The organism is Enterococcus sp. R12 (assembly GCF_058135755.1).
This window is the reverse complement of sequence record NZ_CM176874.1, coordinates 3,459,075-3,479,176: the sequence shown is the minus strand read 5'-3', so window position 1 is coordinate 3,479,176 and position 20,102 is coordinate 3,459,075. Positions and strand designations below refer to the sequence as shown.

Below are 20,102 nucleotides of genomic sequence, written 5' to 3'. Positions count from 1 at the left end.
AAATCAGTGGACATCGATTAAGAAATACTCGAGCAAAAGAGGGCTATAGTAAAGATACGGAGGGAGACAGTATGAAGCTGAGCAAGAGAGAAACACGTTTGATTGAGCAGTTTATGACACAAGGAATGAATTTGACCGCTAATGAACTAGCCGAAGCTGCTAAGGTTTCAACAAAAACCATTTATCGGACGATCAAACGGATCAATGAGGCTGCTGGTTCAGAAATCATTCGGTCTGAAATCGGCAAAGGATTTTGTTTGGATTATGAAGCGTATCTCAAAGGCACGATTGAAAATCAAGAAACGGATCAAAATGATGAGCCGCTTGAGCGGCGTCATGCGATTGCACTGCATTTATTGTTTAAATCACCAAAGCGATTATTGATCAAAGAGCTGTTCGCCCCTTACTATTTGAGTGAAGCAGTGATAAGTAGTGATATCAATCGTCTTTCGGAATATTTTCAGTACTTTGAACTCCAGTTGATCCGATCCGATAAGAGAATTGCAGTGATTGGTACCGAAAAAAATATCCGTCGCTGTGTCAACGATCTCTTTACGAAGACCCATGTGTGGAATGAAGAAATGGTTACGCAAAAATATCCCATCAATGCCTTTGATATCAACTTTATTACCTCAATTCTTGAATTTATTGAGCGAAAACTTGCGAACAGTATTGCGTATCCTTACAATATGAATATTTTCTCGCATCTGTATATTCTGATTTTACGAATGAGAGAAGGAGAAATTGACCGCGAAGAAATTATTGAGGGCTTAGATGAGGAAGAACAGCATTTGATTGAACAGCACCAAGAGTTTTATCAAATTGCCCAACAAGTGATTGAAAAAATCAATGCCTATCTCGTGACGGAGCTGCCAGAAAGTGAGGTATTTTATCTCTACCAGTATTTAGTGTCTTCCAGAGTGGAAAACAAACCCTTGGCAATGACCAATCTGACAAAAGAAGCCAGCGAAATCACGGAGTTTTTTACTAAGCAGATGGAAAAAGCACTGGGTATTCAATTGAACCAGCAAACAGACAAGACCGATCTACTTTGCCATATTCAGCCGATGCTCTATCGGCTAAAGAATAAAATTATCGTGAAAAATGGCCTGTTAAGTGACATCCAACTGGAGTACCCAAGGATTTTTGAGCAAGTGGCACAAGTCAGCAAGGAAGTGGAGCAAACCTATGGAACGAATCCCATATCGGAAGACGAGATTGGTTTCTTGGTGCTGTATTTTGTGAAATTTAAAGTCATTCGTCGGCGCAGACAGCGAGTCTTAATCATGTGCAGCAGCGGCGTAGGGACTTCTGAGCTGCTGAAAGTCAAAGTCCAACGGGCATTTCCTGAACTGGAGATCGTGGATGTGCTTTCCGCTCGTATGTACCGAAAGCATGCGCAAGACTACCAGAATATCGATTTGATCTTAACCACCATTAATTTGCCAGTAGAAACGCAGGTGCCGACGATTTTAGTCAATTCGGTATTTACCAAACAGGATGAAAAGCGAGTCAAACAACTATTAGGAGAGATGTAAAGATGAAAAACGAAAGCCAAACGATCCAAACGTTCAGCATCGCAGATGTAATCAATCCCAATCTTATCAAGATGGAAATGGAAGCGAATTCAAAAGAAGAAGCGATCACTGAACTGTCTGAACTTTTATATGAAAACCAAATAATTACCGATTTAGCAGGGTTCACCCAAGATGTCTTTGCCCGAGAAACGGAAGGAATGACCGGTATCGGACATGGCTTAGCAATCCCACATGGAAAGTCAGACAGTGTGAAAAAGACTTCCTTAGTGATCGGAAAAACCAAGCGTCCGCTTGAATGGGAGTCCATCGATGAAGCGCCCGTTCAAGTAATCATCTTGTTTGCAGTCAAAAATACCGATGCCAATACGATGCATATCAAACTGCTGCAAAAAGTAGCGATGCTACTAGCGGATGAATCGTTTATTGATCGTCTCGTTGCGTCAGGGACAAAGGATCAAATGATGGCCTTGCTTGCTAAAGATCCAATGGCAGAAAACTAAGAAAGGGGGAGAAGAGATGAAAATCGTTGGTGTAGCTGCCTGTACTTCAGGAATCGCTCATACGTATATCGCTAAGCAAAAAATCGAAACAGCTGCGAAAGAACTTGGTCATGAAGTCCATATCGAAACCCAAGGAACCATCGGGACAGAAAGTGAATTGACGGAAGCAGCTATTCAAGCAGCCGATGTTGTCATTATTGCGGCAGATATCAAAATCGGCGGCAGAGACCGTTTTGAAGGCAAGCGAATAGTAGAAATTCCCACTAGTATGGTGATCAAAGCGCCTAAGCGTTTGCTTGAAACAATTGAAGAAAAATTAAATCAGGGATGAATCAACGAATGTTTTAACGACTTAAATTCAAAGGGGGATGAAACAAATGATGAAACAGCTGCAGTTGAAAAAACATGCCTTAACCGCCATCTCGTATATGCTACCTGTCGTTGTAACAGCTGGGCTTTTAATCGCTATCGGAAATCTTGCCAACGGCACGGTCATTGAAAATTACGATGCTGCCTATACGATCCCGGATGCACTGGTCTCGCTGGGGGTTTTAGGGATGGGACTGCTGGCGCCAGTGATCGCTGCCGCGATCGCCTATTCCATTGCCGATCGTCCAGGAATCGCTCCTGGTCTTTTTATGGGACTGATTGCCAATGCGATTGGTGCAGGCTTTTTAGGGGGAATGTTAGGAGGCTATCTCGCAGGTTATCTGGTCTTATTCTTAGTAAAAAACCTTAAAGTACCACGTTGGGCACAAGGTCTGATGCCAATGATGATCGTACCGGTCTTGTCGACACTGATCGTTGGTGCTTTGATGTTCTTCGTCATCGGTGTACCGATCGTGTGGGCTACTGGGGCGTTGACTACCTTCTTAACGAATCTGCAAGGCTCGGGAAATTTCTTATTTGGCGCGATTGTCGGTGGTATGGCTGCCTTTGATTTTGGCGGCCCCGTCAACAAAGTCGCCTCGCTATTTGCTGATGGGCTATTACTGGAAGGCATTCAAGAACCCGAAGCCGTGAAAATTTTAGCCTCAATGGTGCCGCCATTCGGTGTTACGATCTCTTGGGTCCTCTCTCGTCTCTTACGTCGACCCAAATATTCTACGGAAGAAGAAGACAACATCAAGATCGCTTTTCCAATGGGTCTTTGTATGATCACAGAAGGGGTGATCCCGATCGCTGCCGTTGATCCGTTTCGCGTCATTTTTTCTTGTACGGTCGGAGCAGCCGTCGGAGGTGGTCTAAGTATGATTTGGGGTGTCGGTTCACCAGTACCATCCGGTGGGGTCTTCATCATTCCTGCCATGACGGATCCACTGAAATTTACCATTGCGCTACTGATTGGTTCTGCCATTACCGGTGTTTTGCTGTTTGCCTTGAAAAAGGCACCCGTTGAAACACCGATCGTGGAAGAGGAAGAAGATGTTGACTTTTCGTCGATTGAAATTTCTTAAGAGAAGGAGCGAAGAAAATGTATGTATCAATGAAAGAGATGCTGCAAAAAGCCAATCGAGAAAACTATGCGGTTATGGCGATCAATTGTTTTAACTTGGAAACCGCTAAAGCAGTGATCGATGCCGCGGCAGAATCACATGCACCCATTATAGTCGACTTGCTCCAAGACCATTTAAAGGCCCATCTGGATTATCGCTACTTAACCCAGCCGATCGTTCGAATGGCGGAAAATGTCAATGTGGAGGTTGCCATCAATCTGGATCATGGACAGGATATCGCCTTCGTCAAACAATGTCTCCACGAAGGGTTCTCAAGCGTTATGATGGATGCCTCTATGCATCCTTTAGAAAAAAACATCGCCATCACCAAAGAGATCGTGCAATTTGCGCAAGCCTATAATGCCAGTGTCGAAGCAGAAGTTGGGGACATGGGAGCAGTGGCTGGGGATCAGTATACCAGCGATGGGATGTATACCGATCCAGAGGAAGCCATCCATTTTATTCGAGCAACCGGGGTCGACTGTCTCGCTCTTTCTTACGGATCCAGTCATGGGGATTATCCAGCAGGGTACCGCCCGGCATTTCGCTTTGATATCGTTCAAACCATCAAAGAAGCCACTGACCTGCCGCTGGTTTTGCATGGTGGCTCGGGAGCCGGCAGAGAAAATATCTTGCGTTCCGTGGCACTAGGAATCAATAAAATCAATGTAGGGGCTGATTTTATGAAAGCCCAAAGAAATGCCCTGCACCAACAGCTGGATGCTTATCCCGAGAGCGATTATCCGACCCTGATCCACCAAACCATCGAAGCAGGAAAAGCAGTCGTCAAAGAGTATATCGAATTATCTGGATCAAAAAACAAATCACTTTAAAAAAGAATGGAGCACACTTATATGTTGATCAATATGAAACAATTACTGACCGTTGCCAAAGAAAATCAATTTGCTGTTGGTGCCTTTAACGTCGCAGACAGCAACTTCTTACGCGTCGTTATCGAAGCAGCGGAAGAAAACGATGCACCAGCCATCATTGCGGTCCACCCCACAGAATTGGCCTTTACAAAGGATGAATTTTTCCACTATGCAGTTTCCAGAGCGAAAAACAGTTCTGTGCCAATCGTGATCCATATGGATCATGGCGACAGTCTGGCGAGTATTATGTGGGCGATCCATTGCGGGTTCAGCTCAGTGATGATCGATGGGTCGTTGCTGCCTTTTGAAGAAAATATTGCTCTGACAAAACAGATTACCGAGATTTGCCATCCGATTGGGGTATCTGTCGAAGGCGAGCTGGGAACGATCGGTAATACCGGAACCTCCGTTGAAGGGGGCGTCTCCGAAGTGATTTATACTCGTCCAGAAGATGCACAAGAATTCATTGAGAAGACAGGCATTGATACACTAGCAGTTGCGATTGGAACTGCCCATGGTATTTATCCAAAAGATATCAAACCGGAATTAAAAATGGATGTCTTGCAAGAAATCAAAGATCGTGTCGATATCCCATTGGTGTTGCATGGCGGATCGGCCAATCCCGATGAAGAAATCGCTCAGGCAGTGGCAATCGGTATCCAAAAAGTAAATATCTCCTCTGACTATAAATACGCCTTTTATAAAAAATGCCGCCAAATCTTAGCAGAAACGGAATTGTGGGATCCAAATGCCATTTACCCAGAATGTATTGAGGCAGCCAAAGCAGTGGTTACGCAAAAAATGACCCTCTTCAATGCAATTGGGAAAGCAGCTCTGTATCGCCAGCAAAACGTCCAGCCATGGCGTAGTGAACAAAATTAAACAGTAAATAAATAACAAAAAAACCCTCGAAAAATCGCTAAATTGCGGCTTTTCGAGGTTTTTTTTTATTGCGCACTCTTTTCTTGCAGCATCCGAATCCCCTTTTCCTGAATCTGCCGAGCGATAAACGCCAAGTCATTCGAAGTCAGGTTGATGTCTGCATAATGAAACAAATTTTTTCTGCAGGAGGGGGTCAGATTGCCGATGATCAAATCATAAGTCTCGTCCAGTTTGGTCAGAGAAAACGAGTCCAGAGGATTTAAAATCGTGATTGTTAGCTGATAAGGAATAAACTGTTGGATTTTCGTCTGGATAAATTCCGTATGGTAGCTATTTGTATCATAAAACAAAGCTAAGCGAAAGTCAGCGTGGGTATCGATGATTTCTTTGGCGAAATTTGGAAAAGAGGTATGGAAAATATAAATTAGGTAATTGATCGTACTTGGTCGAATGATTGGCAAATTCGAATGGGTCAAAACCTGAACGATGTCTTGATTGACTGTCTGTTGGACCAAATCACAGTTATTGACAAAACGAGCAAAGCGATCATCCAAGATGCAGTAAGGAACCTGCAAGTTGATTCCAAGAAAATAGGAAAAGACGACGGCATCCAACTTCTCTTCAAAATTGGCTTCATGATAGTTGTATTTTTTAAATATACGCTTGGTCATTTGATAAAACTCTTGTTTGGTCTCGCGAAAGACAGCGGGGTCTTGACCGATATGGGTTGTGATATAGCCGACCATTTTCTCGACGTAAGCACGACTGTAGCCAGTAAATTCGCTTAAATCGATTTTTTCTAAGAAATATTCGATGTGGTTCCCATTGGGATTGGAAGCGTATAAGCGATCGCGCTTCGTGTTGATATAGATTACAAAGGCAATTTTTTTGATGTCGGAAAAATAAAGTTTTAAGGGTGTCGCAGCAGCCATGATACGGGCGATCTTCAAGAAATCCTGCTCTTGGTTAATGTTGGCATCCACAAATTCATACTGGTACTTCTCTAAGAAGAAAATCAGAAAAAATTGGCGAATATTGTTTTCATTTCCTTTTAACTGGATGGGTTTGGTTGCGATGAAGAAATCATACGGTGCCAGAACCAAATTGATCCTCTTGATCAAACGAATGATCGATGACTTGCTTAAATTTAATTCTAGTGCCAGCATGTCATAACTAGTGAAACTTGATGAGAAGAGTAGTTCTAACAATTGAAACGCAGACGAGCGATTTAAAAACTGGCTGTATACGTCTAGTCGAGTAGCGAAAGGATGCAAGTGTAGGCGAACAGCTGAATAATCGTCAAATTGTAAGTCCAGAAACGAAAATTCATTGTCGATTTCCGCGATATAGGTTTTTGTTGCAGACATTGAAATGGAAAATTTCACTGCCAAATCGTGAAGACTCGTCCCCTGATCGTCTAATAAATACTCAATCAGCTGTAGTTTCTTTTGTGTTGTAGATGATAACAATTTCCGTAACATGATTGCCCCTGAGCCCCCTTTTAAGTAAATAGTATCACGTTTTTACATGTATTCAAAAAAATTGCGTGTTGTATTTTTTTTGAATACATCCCACCCCAAAATTTTGGGAAAATAGAAGTGTGGAATAGTAGTAATACGTTTGATACAAGTAGCAAAGACCAAAATTTTTGAATCATGGGGAGGAGGCAAAAAGCAGTTGTTTGTTGGGATATCTTGCTCACAGTTGAACAATATTATTCGTCGAGCGCTTCCGAGATCAATTGAAAAAATTTATAAAAAGGAATGAACAATTATGAAAAAACAATTTTCTATCTATATATGTTTGCTAGTCTTGCTTGGTTCTATCCTTTGTGAACCAACGATCATACTGGCAGAAGCAATCAACGCAACCGAAAGCACAACCGAAACGTTAGAAAGTACCGAACCTGTGACCGGAACGATCGATGCGGAAAAAGCACCTACGGATTCATCGACAGCGGCAGCAGTTCAGTCAGCAACGAGTCAAGCAGAAGAAGAACAAGCAACCGTCCCTAGTGAAAGTCAAGCAACCCAAGCATCTTCGACACTGAATCAAAACAGCATTCAACCCCGAGCACCAGATGCTGAGACGGAAACGGAAGCTTCTGCTACCGCTGAAAATCTTAGTGCCAACCTGAATGAACGGGGCGTGCAGCTTTTTGACAATGTCCGAATCACTGACTTAAACGATCAGCCTTTCACTGCTGAAAATCCACCGATGTATAATGACAATATCAAAATTCATTTTGACTGGTCGTTAGCAGATACGGAAGAAATTCGTGCTGGTGATTATTATACGTATCAATTGCCGAATTATTTTGCCATTCATAACACCGTCAGTGGTGAATTGACCCGTTCCGGCGGACAATCGATCGGAAGATTTACCTTAGCACTCGATGGTACATTGACCGTTACTTTTAATGAGGCAGCACAAACACTTTCCAACCGCTCAGGGACTATTGATCTGATCACTGAATTAAGTGTAAGCACCGTTACTGAGGAAGTGACCATTCCTACCGGGATTTACGATGAAGATGGCCATGAGATCATCATTACATTGCCTATTTATGAGGTCGATATCATTAAGACGGGTAACGTGACTTCCAGCGGTTCAGTGGTTTGGGAAATTATTTTTAACCAAGCCAGTCGTGAATTGCATGATGTGGTGATCACCGATAAGATGCCACAAGGATTAGCTTATAGTACCTCGACAGGCTACTTGTACGATGAATCCACCGATGAATGGATTCGTACCGATGGCTTATATACGTTTAACAGTGTTAACAACACGTTTACCTTCAATCAAACAGTTAATCAACCGGTCCGCATCGTGATCAATAGTGCAGTCACCGATCCAACGGCTTCTTCTTTCAAAAACACGGCAACAATCAACGGTAGCGATTTTACAGAAAAAACCGCAGAAGCAACGGTTACCTACGATGAACAATCAGAATACAAACGATTTAAAGGCTACGATCCAGAAACGAAACGAGCATCTTGGGAAATTTCCGTTACATTGGACAAAGACCAAGCTCAATTTTTTGATCAGACCTATGCAGGAACGGCTTATGAAAACGCGCTGCACTTTTTTGTTCCAGAGACTTTGGTGATCACAGACAAAGATGGCAACCAAGTCCCTTCAGGAGACTGGTCCTTTGATGGGTCATACCAGCTGGACAAAGAGGGGGAAATCGTACGCTTTGGCATCACGTTTGCCAAAGCTGGCTACTACAAGATCCAATACGACACCCAGTTGTATGAATCGGTTTTAGCCGATACCCGTATATACAATTACGCTTCGATCCGCGACAATCAAAATACCTCGTTGACGGGCAGCGGGACAGTGACACCAACCAAAACGATCGGTGTCGTGAAAACCGCTGGCACCAAAGACTATGAAACGAAGACTGTCGCATGGAAAATTGAAGCCAATACCAATCAGCAAAAAGTTAGCGACCTGATTATAGAAGACCGCTATCAATTGATCTCTGGCTCAAACAGCAGTGCTTTAGCTTTATTGGCGGATACGCTAGTAGTGACAGCCAGCGGGGGGACCGAGCCTTTAGAGCTCAATACCGACTATACGCTAGAGCTGATCACAGAAACGAAAACGCTAGCCGATGGCTCAACGAAGGAACTTGAGACTGGTTTTCGCATCAAGCTGCAAGGGGCGTACCAAACGACCTCGGCAACGATCACTGTTAATTTCAAAACCAGCTTCGATGTTTCACAGCAGATCGCATTAGGAAGTTCTAGCAGTCGTTTTAGTAATGCAGCGTTTGTCCATTATAAAGATGAAGCCGGCAATACGTTCACGGAAGCTTCTGAATCCAATACTTGGATGGATACCAACTGGTTAAAAAATGCCTTGAAATACGGCCTATTCATTGGTGAAGGCGAAGATGTCGCCAAAGCGATTACCGCTGTATTTGGTCGGAATCTAGGAACTATTTTTGATGAGCAGACTGCTTCAAGCGATCAAGTCTATTGGATGGGGCTATTCAATACGTACAAAGAAAAAATCAACAAAGATGCAATCATCACGGACCAGCTGCAAGAAGGCCAAACTTTGAAAGACTTGGCGCTTTACACGGTCACGGTAACTGGATATACGACACAAGTCAGAGCACTGAAAGAGCAATTGGTGCTAAACGAGGATTACAGTTACACTTATGATCCTGACACGAAGAAAGTTACGATCACCTTGTTGAAAGAAACGTCAGAAACACTGGCGGTCTTCTTGGCAACGGAAGCATCTGAAGAAGTATTTACCTACAAAAATACTATTACATTGACGGACAATGACACAACGTTGACTGCCGATGGCCAAGTCGATAAGTCTGCGAAAACGGACTGGTTGATGAAAAACGGCAGCCAGAATGCCGAGAACAATCGATTGCTCGATTGGGAAATCATGATCAACGCTGACAGTCGCAAAATCCACAATGCGGTAGTGACCGATACCATCAACTACAATCAGCACACCTTTTTACGCGATGCCGACGATAACGTGATCGTAGATGTGTATGAAGCAGTCTTAAACAATGGCACGTGGGAAAAAGGGGAAAAAGTCACCTTCACCAACGAAGACAATCCGAAAATCACCTCGGATGTGGTGGCAGGGACGCAATCGTTAGTGATCGCTTTTGAAGAAATGATTGATAAACCGTACTTTATCGTTTATCAAACACAGCTTGATCCCGGGATTTTGAACAATGAACGGGTGGCCAATAGTGTCAATTTGACGGGTAGTGAGATCGAAATTCACACAGTGACCAAAGAAGTTACCATCAAGTCGACAGACGGTAGCGGAACCTCTTCTGGGACAAACGGCTCCTTGACGATCGTGAAATACGATGCCGATGGCACCAAAGAACGAGGGATCGATGAAGAAGCGGTTTTCCAATTAAGCCGTAAAAATGCGCAAAACACCTATGAAGTCATCTTGTCGAATCTGGTGGTGAAAAACAATCAGATCATGGAAAACGGCAACGCCATTGAACGGATCGACAATCTGCGCTACGGTGATTACATGATCCAAGAAATCACCGCACCAGAAGGATACGAACGAGATGCGACTCAGTACACCTTCACTATCTCTGATAAAGAAGTCAATTATGTCTTTGAACTAGCCAATAAGCGAGAAATCAAAGAAACAACCCTTGCCTTGAATGTTCAGAAGATGCTTGATGGACGCGAGTTGAAAGACGGCGAATTTACTTTCCATCTGGTGGATGAAGCTGGCTCTGTGATTTTAACGCAAACCAATGACGGTAACGGTCAAGTTACCTTTGATGCCATCACTTACAATGAGCCTGGCGAGTACCACTATACGATTCGGGAAAAAGCCGGCAACGATCCAACCATCACCTATACTGACAAGGAACTAAAGGTAACTGTGACCGTCACGGAAGAAGACAGCCAGTTGATTGCGAAAGCAGTCTATGAAGGCAATCAAGTCTTTGAAAATGACTATACGCCAAAAGCCGGTAGTGTCGTTTTGAGTGCTGAGAAAGTACTGATCGGTCGTGATTTGAAAGCAGAAGAATTTGACTTCGAATTAGTCAATGAAGCAGGAACTGTACTTCAAACAAAAGCCAATGATGCAACTGGCAAGATTTACTTTGACGCTCTTCCTTACGATAAAGCAGGTGAATACCGCTATACCATCCGTGAGAAAGCAGGAACTGACGGTACCATCACATACGATGCAAAAGAACTGGCGGTAGTTGTGACCGTCACCGATGAAGACGGACAGCTCGCGGCAGTTGCCGAATACGAAGGCAACCAAGTCTTTGAAAACAGCTATCAACCAAAGGCTGGTAGTATCGTACTAAGTGCCGAGAAAGTCTTAACCGGTCGTACCTTACAAGCAAATGAATTCGATTTTGAACTAGTCGATGAAGACGGAACTGTTCTTCAAACAAAAGCCAATGACGCCACTGGCAAGATCTACTTTGACGCGCTCCCTTACGAGGAAACAGGTGAGTATCACTACACCATTCGTGAGAAGGCAGGAACTGACGGTACCATCACATACGATACGAAAGAACTAGCGGTAGTCGTGACCGTCACCGATGAAGACGGACAATTGACCGCAGTGGCGGAATATGAAGGCAACCAAGTCTTTGAAAACGACTATACGCCAAAAGCTGGCGGTGTGGTCTTGAATGTAGAGAAAGTGTTGACAGGCCGCACACTAGCAGCCAACGAGTTTGCCTTTGAGCTAGTCGGTGAAGCAGGCAACGTGTTACAGACGAAAACCAATGACGTAAATGGTCAAATCTATTTCGATGAATTGACATATGGCGAAGTCGGCGAATACCGTTATACGATTCGGGAAAAAGCTGGCGCAGATAGTACCATTACCTATGACACGAAAGAAATTGGTGTTGTCGTGAAAGTAACCGATGAAGACGGGCAACTAGTGGCAAAAGCAACGTATGATGGCAATGCGATCTTTGAAAACGACTATACACCAAAAGCTGGTAGTGTCGTACTGAGTGCCGAGAAAGTCTTGACCGGCCGCACGTTACAAGCAAATGAATTCCATTTTGAACTAGTCGATGAAGACGGGACTGTACTTCAAACAAAAGCCAATGATGCCACTGGCAAGATCTACTTTGATGCTCTTTCTTACGAGGAGACAGGTGAGTACCACTACACCATCCGTGAGCAAGCAGGAACTGATGGCACCATCACTTACGATGCAAAAGAACTGGCGGTAGTTGTAACCGTCACTGATGAAGCCGGACGGTTGACCGCAGTTGCCGAATACGAAGGCAACCAAGTCTTTGAAAATAGCTATCAACCAAAAGCTGGTAGTATCGTACTAAGTGCCGAGAAAGTCTTAACTGGTCGTACACTACAAGCAAATGAATTCGCTTTTGAACTAGTCGATGAAGATGGAACTGTACTTCAAACAAAAGCCAACGACGCCACTGGCAAGATCTACTTTGACGCGCTCCCTTACGAGGAAACAGGTGAGTATCACTACACCATTCGTGAGAAGGCAGGAACTGACGGTACCATCACATACGATACGAAAGAACTGGCAGTAGTCGTTACTGTCACTGATGAAGCCGGACAGTTGACCGCAGTGGCGGAATACGAAGGCAACCAAGTCTTTGAAAACAGCTATCAACCAAAAGCCGGCAGTGTCGTACTAAGTGCCGAGAAAGTCTTAACTGGTCGTACACTACAAGCAAATGAATTCGATTTTGAACTAGTCGATGAAGACGGAACTATTCTTCAAACAAAAGCCAATGATGCAACTGGCAAGATCTACTTTGACGCTCTCGCCTATGATGAAACAGGTGAGTACCACTACATCATTCGTGAGAAAACAGGAACTGACGGTACCATCACTTACGATGCAAAAGAACTGGCCGTAGTCGTGACCGTCACCGATGAAGCTGGACAGTTGACCGCAGTGGTGGAATACGAAGGCGATCAAGTCTTTGAAAACAGCTACCAACCACAAGCTGGCAGTGTCGTACTAAGTGCGAAGAAAGTCTTGACGGGTAGAGATTTGCAAGCCAACGAATTCGCATTTGAATTAGTGGATGAAGCTGGAAAGGTTCTGCAAACCCAACGCAATGATGCAAATGGAAATATTACCTTTGATGCATTGACGTATGACGATGCTGGGGAACATCGTTACACGATTCGTGAAAAAGCTGGCAATGACGCAACGATTATCTATGATGAAACCACTTATCAAGTAACGGTCACAGTCAAAGATCAAGCAGGAAAATTAGTAGCTGAAGCGGAGCAAACGGCAGACATGGTATTCAACAATCGTGTCAAAGAAGGCAAAACAACGAAGCCGGGAACTGACAACTTACCGAAAACCAATGACACCACGACCGCTGGTTGGGTCGTCTTGGGGCTGTTGTTAGTAGTGATCGCAGTAGGCATCTACCTTGATCGCAAAAAACGGACGCCGTTATCATAGGCAGGGGAAGCAACAGAGCAGAAAGAGAAAGCGGGATGAGGCCAACTTGTCCCGCTTTTTCCTGCCCTATTTTTCTTCACTTCAAAGAAAAAAAAGCGTCAAAAGTATGAAACGCTAGAAAGCGAACAATCAGCAAACCAAGACTCAAGAAGGGAACGAAGGGCAACTGCGCCAATCGTTTCTTCCAGATGCCTTGATAGCTAAAAAAAGCGAGGAGACCAAGACTGCTGGCTACTAGTAAGAGGGCCAAAAGTGTCGACGGCGATAGCCAAGTGCCCCAGCCTGCCAGCACTAAGAGATCGCCGTCGCCCATTTTTTCCTGCCAGACAAAAAAGACCAGTGGAACCAGCAAGCCTAAAGACAGCCATTGAAAAGAAGCGCCGCTTCTAAACTGTGCCAGCGCTAGCAGTAGGTGGGCGGGGTACAGCAGTTGTGGGTAGACGCTATAGTCTATCAAGTCGGTCAAGCTGAGTAAAAAGGCACTGGTCAGCCAGACAAAAGCCAGGAAGCTTTCTGAAGCACGAAAGGCAACCCCGCAAAGTCCGCCATAGCATATGCAAGCGAAGATCCAATAAAGTGGGGGTGAAAGCCATCTTGTAGGAAGGAGAAGAAACCAATGGTTATCCGAAACTTTGTTCACTTTCTGGTAGTGAGAACGAGAATCACTTTTTGGTAGATTCCAAAACAGGGTTTGTAAGAGCAAAAGCCAAAAGAAGCCGAGTAAAGCGCCTAAAAAAAACACGAAAATCGTCATTTTTCGTCCCCCCTCATAAAGAAATACGTAAGAGAGTGAGAAATTTTCTCAAATAGATGATTTTGTTGTACTTTTTAATTGTTTCGTATTATCCTTAAAATAGATAATTTAGAGGAGGAATCGTTATGAAATTTGAACAAACAAAAGAAGTATTAAACCAACTTGTTGCTGATTTAAGCCAAATGGCTATGGTCGTTCACCAAACACACTGGTACATGCGTGGACCTGGCTTTTTGACATTGCATCCAATGATGGACGAATTCATGGATGATCTAAATGAGCAATTGGATGAAGTTTCTGAACGCTTGATTACATTAGACGGTTCACCATATTCAACTTTGCGTGAAATGGCAGAACACACTCAAATCCCTGATGAAGTGGGTAACTGGGACCGCACGATTCCAGAACGCTTAGCTACATTGGTGGAAGGCTATCGTTATTTAGCGGACTTATACCAAAAAGGGATCGAAGTATCTGGTGAAGAAGGCGACGATCCAACCCAAGATATCTTCATCGGCTTCAAAACAGCCATCGAAAAACGTATTTGGATGATCCAAGCGCACTTAGGCGAAGCGCCATTGATCGATCCAGCGAAATCTCGCGTACGTCATTAATCCACAAAAAAACCAGCGAAGAATTTTCTTCGCTGGTTTTTTTACTGGCCTGCCAATAATGCTTTGGCGGCTTCAATTTGCTGTGCCACTTGATCAAAACCGGTGCCGCCATAGGAATGACGATTTTTGACGGCGGTGTAGGAGTCAAGTTTTTCAAAAATATCGCTGTCGATGGCAGGATGGATCGCTTGGTATTCTTCCAAGGAAACATCTTGCAGATAGATGCCTTTGCTCAAACACTCGCTGACGAGTTTGCCGACGATCTCATGGGCTTGTCGGAAAGGCACACCTTTGCCAGCTAAGTAATCCGCTAATTCTGTTGCGTTGGAAAAATCCTTTTCAGTGGATTCTTGCATCCGTGCTTGATTGACTTTCATCGTTGCGATCATGCCCGTCATGATCTGCAAGCTTTTCGTGATGGTTTCGGCACTGTCAAACATGCCTTCTTTGTCTTCTTGGAAATCTTTGTTGTACGCCAGCGGCAAACCCTTCATGACCGTCAAAAGACCAAAGAGGTTCCCATAGACACGTCCTGTTTTTCCACGGATCAGCTCCGCCATGTCAGGGTTTTTCTTTTGAGGCATGATGGAGCTGCCGGTGGAGAAGGTATCGGTCAGTTCCACAAATTGGTACTCGTGGCTGCACCAAAGAATCAGCTCTTCACAAAAACGAGACAGATGCATCATCAATAAAGAGGCGTTGCTTAAAAATTCCAAGATAAAATCACGATCGCTGACCGCATCTAGGCTGTTGCTGTAAATATTGCTGAACCCTAACTCTTGAGCAGTGAAAGCACGATCGATAGGGAAGGTAGTTCCTGCCAAAGCAGCACTGCCTAAAGGCATCACATCGATGCGGCTCAAACTCTCACTGAAACGCTCTTGGTCACGCGTCAGCATACTGTAATAGGCTAAGAGGTGATGGGCAAAAGAAATCGGCTGTGCATGCTGCAGATGGGTATAACCAGGCATGATGGTGTAGATGTTGGCTTCGGCTTGTAAAACCAGCGCTTCTCGCAAATCAGCGATCAAAGTGATCACCTCTTGCACGACTTCTTTCAAATACAAATGCATATCGGTCGCCACTTGGTCATTACGACTACGGGCAGTATGCAATTTGCCTGCCACTGGTCCAATCAATTCATGCAAGAATGTCTCGATGTTTAAATGGATGTCCTCATTTTCAATCGTGAAGGTCAATTCGCCAGCGGCTAATTGCTGCTGAATCGTGGTCAAGCCGCCAATGATCGCTTCGCCATCGGTTTGACTGATGATGTCCGTATGGACCAGCATTTTGACATGGGCCAAACTGCCAAGAATGTCTTGTTTTGCTAACTTTTGATCAAACGTGATGGAAGCCCCAAAAGCATCGATCCATGCTTCATTTTTTCCATCGAAACGTCCGCCCCATAATTTTGCCATATTCTCACCTCAAAAAAAGATTACGGCTGAAGCGGCAGCTTCAGCCGTGCATACTTAAATCAATGTTTCTGTTAGTTGCTGTTGTGCTTGGATCTCAGCGTGCACTTTGCTTGGCAGTCCCCATAATTTTATGAAGCCGATAGCCGCATGCTGATCAAAGGTATCTGCAGAAGTATACGTTGCTAAGTTTTCATCGTACAGGCTGTTTTCAGATTTCCGTCCTTCACAAATGACGTTGCCTTTGAACAATTTCAAACGCACGATCCCGTTGACGTAGACTTGCGTGCTTTTTAGGAAGGTAATCAAGGCTTCCGTTAATGGATTGAACCATAAGCCGTCATAGATGACTTGGGCTAATTGCTGCTCGATGATTGGTTTGAAATGCGCCAATTCCCGGACAAAGACCAAATCTTCCAATTCTTTATGAGCCGTCATCAAAGCGATCGCTCCTGGACATTCATAAACTTCCCGTGATTTGATTCCCACCAAACGATTTTCGATATGGTCGATCCGACCAACGCCATGTTCGCCAGCCATCCGATTCAGTTTCATGATCAATTCTGCTAGATTCATCGTTTCGCCATCAATGGCGGTCGGTACCCCTTGATCAAAGGTGATCTCAACGATCGTTGGTACGTCAGGAGTATCTTCTAATTCTTGCGTGATGGCGTAGGCCCCTTTTGGCGGGGTTGCCCAAGGGTCTTCTAAGACGCCGCACTCACAGGCACGTCCCCACAAGTTTTGGTCAATGGAATACGGATTGTCCAAGTCAGCGGGAATCGGTACCCCTTTTTCAGCCGCATAGGCAATCTCTTCTTCTCGGGACCATTTCCATTCCCGAACCGGTGCGATGACTTTCAAGTGAGGCGCTAAAGCGGCGATCGCTACTTCAAACCGAACTTGGTCGTTGCCTTTACCAGTACAGCCGTGGGCGACGGTCGTTGCGCCAGTCGCTAATGCCAACTCCACCAATTTCTTGGCGATCAATGGACGAGACAAAGCGGAAACAAGAGGATAAGAATTTTCATAAAAAGTATTGCCTTGTAAAGCGATCAAAGCAAAATCTTGGGCGAATTCTTCGCGGGCATCGATGGCATAAGATTCAATCGCGCCAACTGCCAAAGCTTTGTCTTTAATGGATTGAGTGTCGCGACCTTCACCGATATCTAGGCAGCAAGCCACCACATCATATCCTTGGTCCGTTAACCATTTAATTGAAACGGAGGTATCTAATCCTCCAGAATAGGCCAATATTACTTTTTCTTTCATACTTATTAACTCCTTTTCCGCGTGTTTTCAAGTGATTGAAGCTATCTTATCAGAATAAAAATAATAAATCAAGGGTAAAATTAAATATTTATACATAAAAGTGGCGATTATCAGGTTTTTATACTATTATCGATGGTTAAGGAAAAGAAGTGGATGCTCACTTTGTTAATGAAATTTTATACATAATATTCATTTTGATATTCAGTTTTAGAAGTCTGCAACAACAAGCTTCGTTTTTCAGAGAAAATGGCAGAAAATGAATGGAGAAAATTTTCAAAAAGAGGCGGAATTACGTTGACATTAGGCTTTATAGAAGGTATTATGTTATATGGTATTGTTTGCCCCACAAGAGCCCCGGAAACTCAAGTGTATGTCAAACATTCGTGAAATTGAATTGGAGGAAAAAATTGTGCGTACAACATATATGGCCAAACCAGGCGAAGTAGAACGTAAATGGTACGTAGTAGATGCAACAGATGTTCCTATGGGTCGTCTTTCAGCAGTAGTAGCATCTGTCTTACGTGGTAAAAATAAACCAACATTCACACCTCATGTGGATACAGGCGATTTCGTAATCGTCATTAATGCAGAAAAAATCAAATTAACAGGTAACAAAGCAAGCGATAAAATTTATTACCGTCACTCAAACTTCCCAGGAGGATTGAAATCAGTCTCTGCTGGAGAATTACGTGCTAAAAATTCTCGTCGTTTGATCGAAACTTCTGTAAAAGGCATGCTTCCTAAAAACACTTTAGGCCGTAAACAAGGAATGAAACTTCATGTTTATGCTGGCGCTGAACACCCACATGCTGCACAACAACCAGAAGTATTGGACATCACAAACTTAATCTAATAGGAGGGAATTTCATTGGCACAAGCTCAATATATCGGCACTGGCCGTCGTAAAAATGCAGTAGCCCGCGTACGTTTAGTACCAGGTACTGGTAAAATTACTGTTAACAAAAAAGATGTTGAAGAATACATCCCACACGCAGACTTGCGTGAAGTAATCAACCAACCATTCGGCGTTACAGAAACTAAAGGTTCATACGATGTTTTTGTAAACGTAAATGGTGGTGGATACGCTGGACAATCAGGTGCAATCCGTCACGGTATCGCACGCGCATTGTTACAAGTTGATCCTGATTTCCGTTTAGCTCTTAAACGTGCTGGCTTACTTACTCGTGACGCACGTATGGTTGAACGTAAGAAACCAGGTCTTAAGAAAGCTCGTAAAGCTTCACAATTCTCTAAGCGTTAATATATTTTTATATATCAACACTTTCAGGCGTTTCGCAATTCAGTTTGCGAAGCGTCTTTTTTTGAGTTGACACCATTCCGGTCTGCATCTTTTTGAGACAATTTGCGATAGGCAATTTCACCGATAGGCATTTGAATCACGTTTGGTGTGTTTACATAAGTTCTTGTGATATTGTTATCGCTGTGAGTCAAGGCTTCAGAAATCTGTTCTAGAGCGACACCAGCTTGTTTGGCTAAAGTTGCCCCAGTATGCAGTAACTTGTGTGGAGTCGCATGGGTAAGGCGTTTATGTCGTCGCTCAATGGATTTCATACGGTAGTTCAAATAATCTGTATGAAGTCTTTGATTGATATTTCCCTTATTATCAAAGAAGGTAAAGAGTAGCTACTCTTCGGTTTGCTCAATTTCAAATTGAACTAGTTCTTCTTTTTGTTTGTCTTTCCATTGTTGAAGTAATTACTTTAGTTCATTTGGAATATGGAAAATCGTTATTTTATTTTCTTTCGAGTTTTTTCATTTCCAAAAAGCCCAAATTGAACAATCTATTGAAGAAAACCATTCGGATCCGGACAATAGCAGCACTGTTAATCCTACTGAAAATCAGGCACCAGAAACCGTTGAGAGTGAACAAACAAATCAATCCACGGATGAAAAAAGTGCCGTTGTGCAAGACTTTGTGACGACCTATTTCAACACAAAAGACGAACCATTTCTTAAAAATCGTGTCTCGCTGTTGAACGAAAAGAAGTTGATTACTGACGAATATAACCAAGAAATGACGCAATCGATTGGGGATATGGACAATTAAGATGCCAAAATGAGCGTAGAAGATCTAAGTGTTTATACGAACGATGATCAAACCTATTTCGTCGTTTTTGATCTTATATATGAAGGATTGGATTCAAATCAAGTCCTTGTTTATGTAGCATATGCTCACGTCAGTGATTTTAATCAAATCGATTATTATGAGCTGATCGCAACAAATACCAAATTAAAAAAGGGGAATGAATGATGGCTATTTTCGAAAAAATCTCTCACTTGATTTCTTCATTAAAGGAAATAAAATCGGAAATAAAGCGAAGAGTATCGCTAGTGGAGATCAACAAACGTCTTTCTGATTATTCGACTTTATCAAAAGTACAAATCGAGATCATGCAAAAGGAAACCCAAGAAAAAATATGGTCACTGAATACAGGGATGTTTGATTTTAATAATGATGATCTGACGCAACAAAAAGTTGAACAGTATAAAAAATTGTTTGATGGAGCGAACCAAAATGAATCTGTTTTATTTCAAGATGTGGTGTCTTTCGATACAAGAGCATTAATTAAAGCAGGCATATATAATCCATATTCAAATGAATTAAAAAGGGAACCGTTGATCATGACCGGTCGAAAAATGATGGACGTTCTTTATGAGAATGATAATTTGAACGGGTCACTTTCACGTGCATTTTGCGACGACGAAAGTCGAGCCTACCCGTGAAAATGATTTTTGTTAAAGAGCATAATCGCTACGAAAGAAAAGGGCAACGTTTCGA

General features: G+C 43.3%; 17 protein-coding genes and 1 pseudogene. 13 read left to right on the top strand and 5 right to left on the bottom strand.

Annotation, left to right across the window (positions count from 1 at the left end):
- The first annotated feature begins 71 nt into the window (after nt 1-71).
- The 6 genes from ACTW1R_RS16225 to ACTW1R_RS16200 are packed head-to-tail and all read left to right on the top strand — an operon-like array spanning nt 72 to nt 5,288.
- The gene (locus ACTW1R_RS16225; RefSeq protein ID WP_489927355.1) at nt 72-1,538 is read left to right on the top strand and encodes a BglG family transcription antiterminator; all 1,467 of its coding nucleotides are present in this window, start codon (nt 72-74) and stop codon (nt 1,536-1,538) included.
- 2 nt (nt 1,539-1,540) lie between these two features.
- Nucleotides 1,541-2,038, top strand: coding sequence for a PTS sugar transporter subunit IIA (locus tag ACTW1R_RS16220; protein ID WP_005230355.1), 498 nt, complete (start codon nt 1,541-1,543; stop codon nt 2,036-2,038).
- A 16-nt stretch (nt 2,039-2,054) separates the two neighbouring features.
- Complete coding sequence (locus ACTW1R_RS16215) at nt 2,055-2,369, top strand: PTS fructose transporter subunit IIB (protein ID WP_005230357.1); 315 nt, start codon at nt 2,055-2,057, stop codon at nt 2,367-2,369.
- A 46-nt stretch (nt 2,370-2,415) separates the two neighbouring features.
- On the top strand, nt 2,416-3,495 hold the full coding sequence (locus ACTW1R_RS16210; protein ID WP_489927560.1) for a PTS fructose transporter subunit IIC: 1,080 nt from the start codon (nt 2,416-2,418) through the stop codon (nt 3,493-3,495).
- 17 nt (nt 3,496-3,512) lie between these two features.
- On the top strand, nt 3,513-4,367 hold the full coding sequence (locus ACTW1R_RS16205) for a class II fructose-bisphosphate aldolase (protein ID WP_010748880.1): 855 nt from the start codon (nt 3,513-3,515) through the stop codon (nt 4,365-4,367).
- A gap of 21 nt (nt 4,368-4,388) precedes the next feature.
- Nucleotides 4,389-5,288, top strand: a complete 900-nt coding sequence (locus tag ACTW1R_RS16200; protein WP_489927354.1) for a ketose-bisphosphate aldolase — start codon at nt 4,389-4,391, stop codon at nt 5,286-5,288.
- 65 nt (nt 5,289-5,353) lie between these two features.
- Here ACTW1R_RS16200 and ACTW1R_RS16195 read toward each other — a convergent pair whose 3' ends face one another.
- A complete protein-coding gene (locus ACTW1R_RS16195; RefSeq protein ID WP_489927353.1) occupies nt 5,354-6,769 on the bottom strand; it encodes an AcpB/EbpR/MafR family transcriptional regulator in 1,416 nt (471 codons plus the stop codon).
- A gap of 292 nt (nt 6,770-7,061) precedes the next feature.
- Here ACTW1R_RS16195 and ACTW1R_RS16190 point away from each other — a divergent pair, with 292 nt between their 5' ends.
- Complete coding sequence (locus ACTW1R_RS16190) at nt 7,062-13,244, top strand: Spy0128 family protein (RefSeq protein ID WP_489927352.1); 6,183 nt, start codon at nt 7,062-7,064, stop codon at nt 13,242-13,244.
- A 76-nt stretch (nt 13,245-13,320) separates the two neighbouring features.
- Here the strand turns inward: ACTW1R_RS16190 and ACTW1R_RS16185 are convergent, their stop codons facing one another.
- A complete protein-coding gene (locus ACTW1R_RS16185) occupies nt 13,321-13,998 on the bottom strand; it encodes a prepilin peptidase (RefSeq protein WP_270267107.1) in 678 nt (225 codons plus the stop codon).
- A gap of 125 nt (nt 13,999-14,123) precedes the next feature.
- On the opposite strand from ACTW1R_RS16185, the gene ACTW1R_RS16180 reads away from it, so the two are divergent.
- A complete protein-coding gene (locus ACTW1R_RS16180) occupies nt 14,124-14,612 on the top strand; it encodes a Dps family protein (protein ID WP_005230382.1) in 489 nt (162 codons plus the stop codon).
- 41 nt (nt 14,613-14,653) lie between these two features.
- Here ACTW1R_RS16180 and argH read toward each other — a convergent pair whose 3' ends face one another.
- Nucleotides 14,654-16,033, bottom strand: a complete 1,380-nt coding sequence (argH, locus tag ACTW1R_RS16175) for an argininosuccinate lyase (RefSeq protein WP_489927351.1) — start codon at nt 16,031-16,033, stop codon at nt 14,654-14,656.
- A 54-nt stretch (nt 16,034-16,087) separates the two neighbouring features.
- Nucleotides 16,088-17,302: an argininosuccinate synthase gene (locus ACTW1R_RS16170; protein ID WP_005233014.1), complete on the bottom strand. Its 1,215-nt coding sequence runs from the start codon at nt 17,300-17,302 to the stop codon at nt 16,088-16,090.
- A 406-nt stretch (nt 17,303-17,708) separates the two neighbouring features.
- Between ACTW1R_RS16170 and rplM the strand changes: the two genes are divergently transcribed.
- Both rplM and rpsI read left to right on the top strand, forming a co-directional pair.
- Complete coding sequence (rplM, locus tag ACTW1R_RS16165; protein ID WP_301280258.1) at nt 17,709-18,155, top strand: 50S ribosomal protein L13; 447 nt, start codon at nt 17,709-17,711, stop codon at nt 18,153-18,155.
- 15 nt (nt 18,156-18,170) lie between these two features.
- Entirely contained in the window at nt 18,171-18,563 is a 393-nt protein-coding gene (gene rpsI, locus ACTW1R_RS16160) for a 30S ribosomal protein S9 (RefSeq protein ID WP_003128901.1), read from the top strand.
- 23 nt (nt 18,564-18,586) lie between these two features.
- Here rpsI and ACTW1R_RS16155 read toward each other — a convergent pair.
- A pseudogene (locus ACTW1R_RS16155) lies at nt 18,587-19,075 on the bottom strand (tyrosine-type recombinase/integrase); the annotation flags it as partial.
- Nucleotides 19,076-19,226: 151 nt separating this feature from the next.
- Between ACTW1R_RS16155 and ACTW1R_RS16150 the strand changes: the two are divergent.
- The 3 genes from ACTW1R_RS16150 to mobL are packed head-to-tail and all read left to right on the top strand — an operon-like array spanning nt 19,227 to nt 20,047.
- Nucleotides 19,227-19,370, top strand: a complete 144-nt coding sequence (locus ACTW1R_RS16150; protein WP_242691864.1) for a hypothetical protein — start codon at nt 19,227-19,229, stop codon at nt 19,368-19,370.
- A 9-nt stretch (nt 19,371-19,379) separates the two neighbouring features.
- Nucleotides 19,380-19,574 (top strand): hypothetical protein, encoded by a 195-nt coding sequence (locus ACTW1R_RS16145; RefSeq protein ID WP_242691865.1) that lies wholly within the window; start codon nt 19,380-19,382, stop codon nt 19,572-19,574.
- A complete protein-coding gene (gene mobL, locus ACTW1R_RS16140) occupies nt 19,574-20,047 on the top strand; it encodes a relaxase MobL (RefSeq protein ID WP_087664464.1) in 474 nt (157 codons plus the stop codon). The genes ACTW1R_RS16145 and mobL overlap by 1 nt, the downstream gene beginning before the upstream one ends.
- Nucleotides 20,048-20,102: the final 55 nt, after the last annotated feature.

Coding starts and splice junctions, on each gene's coding strand:
- ACTW1R_RS16185 (WP_270267107.1), bottom strand. CDS start 13,998: ATGACGATTTTCGTGTTTTTTTTAGGCGCTTTACTCGGCTTCTTTTGG.
- ACTW1R_RS16210 (WP_489927560.1), top strand. CDS start 2,416: ATGATGAAACAGCTGCAGTTGAAAAAACATGCCTTAACCGCCATCTCG.
- ACTW1R_RS16145 (WP_242691865.1), top strand. CDS start 19,380: ATGAGCGTAGAAGATCTAAGTGTTTATACGAACGATGATCAAACCTAT.
- mobL (WP_087664464.1), top strand. CDS start 19,574: ATGGCTATTTTCGAAAAAATCTCTCACTTGATTTCTTCATTAAAGGAA.
- argH (WP_489927351.1), bottom strand. CDS start 16,033: ATGGCAAAATTATGGGGCGGACGTTTCGATGGAAAAAATGAAGCATGG.
- ACTW1R_RS16205 (WP_010748880.1), top strand. CDS start 3,513: ATGTATGTATCAATGAAAGAGATGCTGCAAAAAGCCAATCGAGAAAAC.
- ACTW1R_RS16195 (WP_489927353.1), bottom strand. CDS start 6,769: ATGTTACGGAAATTGTTATCATCTACAACACAAAAGAAACTACAGCTG.
- ACTW1R_RS16220 (WP_005230355.1), top strand. CDS start 1,541: ATGAAAAACGAAAGCCAAACGATCCAAACGTTCAGCATCGCAGATGTA.
- ACTW1R_RS16215 (WP_005230357.1), top strand. CDS start 2,055: ATGAAAATCGTTGGTGTAGCTGCCTGTACTTCAGGAATCGCTCATACG.
- ACTW1R_RS16180 (WP_005230382.1), top strand. CDS start 14,124: ATGAAATTTGAACAAACAAAAGAAGTATTAAACCAACTTGTTGCTGAT.
- ACTW1R_RS16200 (WP_489927354.1), top strand. CDS start 4,389: ATGTTGATCAATATGAAACAATTACTGACCGTTGCCAAAGAAAATCAA.
- ACTW1R_RS16170 (WP_005233014.1), bottom strand. CDS start 17,302: ATGAAAGAAAAAGTAATATTGGCCTATTCTGGAGGATTAGATACCTCC.
- ACTW1R_RS16190 (WP_489927352.1), top strand. CDS start 7,062: ATGAAAAAACAATTTTCTATCTATATATGTTTGCTAGTCTTGCTTGGT.
- ACTW1R_RS16225 (WP_489927355.1), top strand. CDS start 72: ATGAAGCTGAGCAAGAGAGAAACACGTTTGATTGAGCAGTTTATGACA.